The following is a 5,454-nucleotide window of genomic DNA, read 5'->3' as shown; positions in this document are numbered from 1 at the left end:
TAGGAGCCTTTTTGGCTTCGTTGTATATGTAAAAATTGTATGGAAAAGCCGTTATTTCTTCGGCTTTTTTTCTTGCTTTGAAACTTTTTACCATGCATAATCGTATTATCTGTTAAGGGAAACAATAGTAAGTAGGACTCACTGTTGTAAGAATAGGCAGTGTATTTTTTCATAAAGAGGTGATTTTCGAGTTGGTGGGAAAATGGATATACGTTTTCATGTTTCTTTTTCTACTAGCTGGCTGTAGTTCTCATCAACCGTTTGATAGTAGTGATGCGCCAAAGAGCAGTAATAAGAATGTATCAAAGGGGCCATTGCCAACTGAATTTTTTGGAGAGAATCAGCAATTACAGCCACTTGATCTTCAAGGTAAAGATTTTAATATTGTGGGCGACTGGTTTGACGATGAAAGTATTCTTTATGTAGTTGATGAGAATGAGATTTCCAAAGTTTACAAATACCATTTGTTTACTGGTGAAAAGGAATTGTTTTTGACAACCTCAGCCCCGGTGCTGACAATGAAGGCAAATGAAGACCATTCTATGTTTTTAATACATACATCAGATTCTCAAAATCAAGCGAGGCTAACAGCCGTCGATAAAACAGGAACTGTACAATTTGAGTGGAATGTGAATTCCTTTGATTTGTTTTACAGCTGGAATCCTTATAATACAAATCAGGTTTTCGTGACTTCGTTTTTAGAGGATTGGTCATTTCAAACCCATCTACTTGATATCCAGACCCAAAAGTCAACGAAGCATGAAGTATTCCAGCCGTTTATTCAGTGGATTGATTCAAACACAATTTCATATTTAAAATGGGATCAAAATGAGCTTAATTTGTTTGCACCACTCTATTCGTACCATTTAAATACGAAAACAGAGGGACTTTTATTTGAAAACATCATTTCTTTCGCAACCTATAAGGATTTACTTATTACGTATGAATTGATTCAAGGTGAGGAATCAGTTGCGAGAGTGGGCTTTTACAACCCTGAAAAAAATAAACAGTTGCATGAATATAAAATGCCACTTCTAAGTGACTATTCAAAGTGGTATATTCCATCGGCGGACTATGTTTTCGGACAAAAGAAATTTTATTCGTTTAAACCATATTCTACGGGTACGTTTGATACGTATGGAGAAAAATTTGAGCTTGTTACCTATGATATGAGCACGGGGAAAGAAGAGGTTATCCTTGAAAAGATGGACGATCAACCACTTAATTTTTCTCCAAATGGGTTCTTATGTTTATACGGATTTCAATTCGAAAAGGTGATTGATTTAAAGACAAAAACAGTTGAGGAACTGGTACTATTTTAAAGCAAAAAGCCATCGGAGTCCGATGGCTTTTAAAAACTTTTTTATTTACGTCTAGCTCCAGCGCCTAGCCCCTCTGTCAAGAAGGATAAAAGGCATCCTTCTGACTGGCTTTTCTTATGCTTGTCGAACTTGCACAGGATGTGCTGACGTCTACGTTTGCCACAGGACGTGGCAAACGTAGACGTTCAACTACAAGGCGTTTGCACTTTTGTTTTTAGTGAGCTGTTGGGAAACCATGTTTCCAGATTGTCATGATTGTAAACCAGCCTAATACTAAGAAGATTCCTGTTGAGAAAAGAATAGCTAATAGGTTTTTATCACGTAATGAACGAATAATACCAAATGCAGCTAAAATAACGATTAATGAAAAGATAATCATTAGACCCATGTGACTTACCCCCTTGCTATAATCAATATTTCATTAAATAGAAGCCTTTTCAATACTATTTTTCCCATAGTTTGAAAATTTACAACAACACCATAAATGTTGTCCCAAAAGGCTGAAAACCCTTTATGTAAAGAAATAGATAGATTCATTTTATATTCTAATCGTTTTATCCGGTTTTGTCGAGGATGAAAAAGTGACACTTCTAAGACAAATGATCTTTTTTAGAAAAAGCTTGATGGCAATTGGTTAAGCGCTTTTTCGTTTTCGCCTGATAGTGTAGAATAAATAGTAGACCAAAAAGTAACGGAGGGAAATTGATGAAATGGCAAAGGATTCCGCTAGGCCCCTTACAAACAAATGCCTACATACTTGCAAATTCGAATAAGGAATGTGTCATCTTTGATCCAGGTGGGGATGGGCAAAGATTAAATACAATATTAAGACATCAGGGGTTAAAACCAATCGCTATTCTGTTAACACATGCTCATTTTGATCATATTGGTGCGATTGATGATTGTTTAGCACATTGGAATGTTCCTGTGTTTATCCATGAGAAGGAGAAAAATTGGCTGAAGGATCCGGCTTTAAATGGTTCCGGTTATTTTATTCCTGGACAGGAAATCCTTTCAAAAGTAGAACCGACCATTCTTCCGAAAGAAGGAGAATTTTCTGTTGGTAACTTTACATTTGAACTCTTTTATACACCAGGACACTCGCCGGGTAGTGTTTCCTATTATTGTAAAGAGCTTGGAGTTGTGTTTTCAGGAGATGCTTTATTCCAAGGAAGTATCGGTAGAACGGACCTACCGGGTGGAAGTCATGAGCAATTACTAGCTAGTATTCATAAGAAACTACTTACATTACCAGAAGAAACAATCGTCCTATCCGGACACGGCCCAGAAACAACCATCGAAGCTGAAATGGACTCTAATCCATTTTTAAATGGATTTTAACTATAATTTTAATGTTATCAAATAAAGAAAAGGCCTAACTCAAATGAGTCAGACCTTTTCATGGGGATGTTTTAGCATTAAGAATACCTTCTTAATGCTTGTAAATTTGGCATCACGCCAAAACTTATATATCCGTATAATGGGAGGGATATTGTAAGCTACTAAACTTACAATATTATAATATAAACACTGTGTCAATGGTGAAAATTAACAAAAGGTGAGCATATGCTAGACATATTAAAAGAGATCATAAAATCATCTTCAAACAAGCAAATTACATATGAACAATATATGAATACCGTCCTCTATCACGAAGAAAAAGGGTACTATATGAAAAACGAAGAAAAGGTAGGGAAAAAAGGAGATTTCATCACAACAAGCAATATTTCCAATGTCTTTGGCAAACTATTTGCATCGATTTTTCATAAACTGATCACACTTGAAAAAATTTCACCGTTTATCTGTGAAATTGGTGGAGGAAATGGCAGATTCGCAAAAGCAGTTTTGGATGAATTAAATAATTCCTTCTTAGATACCTATCAGAAAATGACATATATCATAATTGAAACAAGTCCATACCACCGACGCTTGCAGCAAGAGCTACTCCCGGTGGGTGAAAAGGTAATTCAGTATCGTAGTATTGATGAAGCAAAAAAGAATTTCCCAGTATTTAATGGAATTCTTTTCTCAAATGAATTGTTCGATGCCTTTCCAGTTAGAGTGATTGAGAAACAAAAAAACATGCTTTATGAAGTGAAAATCACGCTTTCTAATGATGAACAGCTTTGTGAAACTCTTGAGCCACTTATCGATGAGCGTATTATTAACTATTTAAATTATACGAAGATAGAGCTTCCTAATGGACAAAGATTTGAGGTCCCACTTCAAATGATTTCTTATTTAGAGGAGCTAAATATCTTTCTTGGAAATGCGGTTGTTTTTACCGTTGATTACGGATTTACAAATGAGGAATTGATGGAATCTGCTAGAAGGAAGGGAAGCCTTCGTGGGTATTACAAGCATCATTTAATTAACAATCCACTTGAGCATCCAGGCGAGATGGATCTTACAACACACATTCATTTTGATACGCTTATTTCGAGTGGAACAGAGCTTGGAATACAATATGTGAAGAAATTAAGACAGGATGAATTTCTATTGGCAGCGGGAATTCTGACTTATTTACAGGAGAACTTTGATTCCAACCCTTTTTCAGAAAAAAGTAAACAAAACCGTGCGATTCGTTCTCTGCTTATGGATGGAGGAATGAGTGCTGCTTTTCATGTCCTAATCCAGCAAAAAAATATAAAAATTAATTGGGATCCTATTTTTCAAGACAAATAAAAAAAGCGATGTTTCCATCGCTTTTTTTTAGTGACCTCCGCCCAACGGCATCATAAATGTGGTGTAGTAAGAGAAGGCACAGAAGAAAATAGTTAAATATGCGCCAAACACGTAAATATACATTCTTTCAGACAATTTTAAATAGCTTAAAAGGACGAAAAATCCGGTTTGTGCAAAGAATATTAGTGCTAGAATATCCATACCACCAACGTAAAACATTACTGAAAAAATACCTGTCCAAAAACCTAAAACACGGTACATACGTTCCATATGTATATTTCCCTCCCTTGTAAATGATCAAATGCGCCTTGGCGTATTTGCGCCCGATTTTTAGGCCCACAGGAAGTGGGTAATAAAGACGTTTCCGCAGGAAGTTGCGTTTTTAGTCTTTAATCTTATTGCCCGAAAACTTTCCTTTGAAAAATCGTGGCATCCGCCGGAGGCATAAATTTTATTTAACTAAAAGGTTGAATAAAATTTTCACTCACTTTTATTATTATAATGTAACGATTACATAAATGTAAACATTACTTTGCGACAAATGCGTGATAACTGCAAGAATTACATCCAAGAATGATGTTTTCTGACTCTTCCAGCACCACATCGTCAAATAGTAAATCAAACATTCCTCTTAAAAAGGCATGATGCATTCCACAAACCGCTTCAAAATTTTCTTGGGCAATTTCTTTAAAAGGACAATTATTAATCTTTAAAAAGATTTTTGTCTTATCCTTATTATGGTCTAAATCAGGATAAAAACCCGCAACTGTCGATGCCTTTTTTAAAATGTCGAGCTTTTGTTCAAAGGTTAGTTCATGAATTGAAACTGGGATTTGATGGTTGACTAATTCTTCACCAAATCGTCTACCTGTTAGTTCAAGCGCTTTTTTTCCTACATCACCTAGTGAAGCCATTGTTTCAATCGCAATTTTTGATAGCAACTGATAATCCCGATAAGGGAAATTAATTTGAATATGATCATTCGATAGTCGATAAAGACGACTTGGTCTGCCGCCTTTTCCAGTTTTTTTAGCTTCAGAAACAAGCATATTAACATCTTCAAGCTTTGTTAAATGAAGTCTTGCTACATTCGGATGTATTTCAAATTCTTCTGCAATTTCTTGTACGGTAACCTCTTCATTTTGTTTAATAATATATTGATAAATATAATAACGTGTTGGATCTGCTAAAACGTTCGTTATCTTTAGTGTTTGTTCCACCGTCATCACTCCTTGTGAACCTCATGTTACCCTTATTATAGTACAGGTAAATACCATCAATATGTGATTAATATCACTTGTAGGTAAATGTTCACAGAAATTCAAGGAATTTAACAGCATGATTAGCATATTTCTAATAACACCTACATATAATGTATTGATTCCTCCTAATGATAGATAAAAATCTTTATCGCTTTTGAAAAATACAACCCTTTGGCAGTGGTTGT

The 5,454-nt window shown here is 35.3% G+C and carries 6 protein-coding genes; 3 read left to right on the top strand and 3 right to left on the bottom strand.

Going from position 1 to position 5,454, the window contains the following annotated elements; genetic code table 11:
• Positions 1-218: 218 nt before the first annotated feature.
• A complete protein-coding gene (locus tag V7147_RS06055) occupies positions 219-1,322 on the top strand; it encodes a hypothetical protein (protein ID WP_335366958.1) in 1,104 nt (367 codons plus the stop codon).
• 214 nt (positions 1,323-1,536) lie between these two features.
• On the opposite strand, the gene V7147_RS06050 is transcribed toward V7147_RS06055, so the two are convergent.
• On the bottom strand, positions 1,537-1,710 hold the full coding sequence (locus V7147_RS06050; RefSeq protein ID WP_083497358.1) for a DUF2759 domain-containing protein: 174 nt from the start codon (positions 1,708-1,710) through the stop codon (positions 1,537-1,539).
• A 317-nt stretch (positions 1,711-2,027) separates the two neighbouring features.
• Here V7147_RS06050 and V7147_RS06045 point away from each other — a divergent pair, with 317 nt between their 5' ends.
• Both V7147_RS06045 and V7147_RS06040 read left to right on the top strand, forming a co-directional pair.
• Complete coding sequence (locus tag V7147_RS06045) at positions 2,028-2,663, top strand: MBL fold metallo-hydrolase (RefSeq protein WP_335366957.1); 636 nt, start codon at positions 2,028-2,030, stop codon at positions 2,661-2,663.
• A gap of 225 nt (positions 2,664-2,888) precedes the next feature.
• Positions 2,889-4,007 (top strand): class I SAM-dependent methyltransferase, encoded by a 1,119-nt coding sequence (locus tag V7147_RS06040; protein ID WP_335366956.1) that lies wholly within the window; start codon positions 2,889-2,891, stop codon positions 4,005-4,007.
• 27 nt (positions 4,008-4,034) lie between these two features.
• Here the strand turns inward: V7147_RS06040 and V7147_RS06035 are convergent, their stop codons facing one another.
• Entirely contained in the window at positions 4,035-4,277 is a 243-nt protein-coding gene (locus V7147_RS06035; protein ID WP_335366955.1) for a DUF2626 domain-containing protein, read from the bottom strand.
• Between the two features lie 257 nt (positions 4,278-4,534).
• Positions 4,535-5,227: a helix-turn-helix transcriptional regulator gene (locus V7147_RS06030; RefSeq protein ID WP_335366954.1), complete on the bottom strand. Its 693-nt coding sequence runs from the start codon at positions 5,225-5,227 to the stop codon at positions 4,535-4,537.
• Positions 5,228-5,454: the final 227 nt, after the last annotated feature.

Source organism: Bacillus sp. JJ1521 (assembly GCF_036965165.1).
Classification (GTDB): domain Bacteria; phylum Bacillota; class Bacilli; order Bacillales; family Bacillaceae_L; genus Ferdinandcohnia.
This window is presented reverse-complemented; position numbering and strand designations above follow the sequence as displayed.

What these genes read in the sequence shown, in the direction of transcription:
- V7147_RS06040 (WP_335366956.1), top strand. Translation starts at nt 2,889, where the DNA reads ATGCTAGACATATTAAAAGAGATCATAAAATCATCTTCAAACAAGCAA.
- V7147_RS06050 (WP_083497358.1), bottom strand. Translation starts at nt 1,710, where the DNA reads ATGGGTCTAATGATTATCTTTTCATTAATCGTTATTTTAGCTGCATTT.
- V7147_RS06055 (WP_335366958.1), top strand. Translation starts at nt 219, where the DNA reads ATGTTTCTTTTTCTACTAGCTGGCTGTAGTTCTCATCAACCGTTTGAT.
- V7147_RS06045 (WP_335366957.1), top strand. Translation starts at nt 2,028, where the DNA reads ATGAAATGGCAAAGGATTCCGCTAGGCCCCTTACAAACAAATGCCTAC.
- V7147_RS06035 (WP_335366955.1), bottom strand. Translation starts at nt 4,277, where the DNA reads ATGGAACGTATGTACCGTGTTTTAGGTTTTTGGACAGGTATTTTTTCA.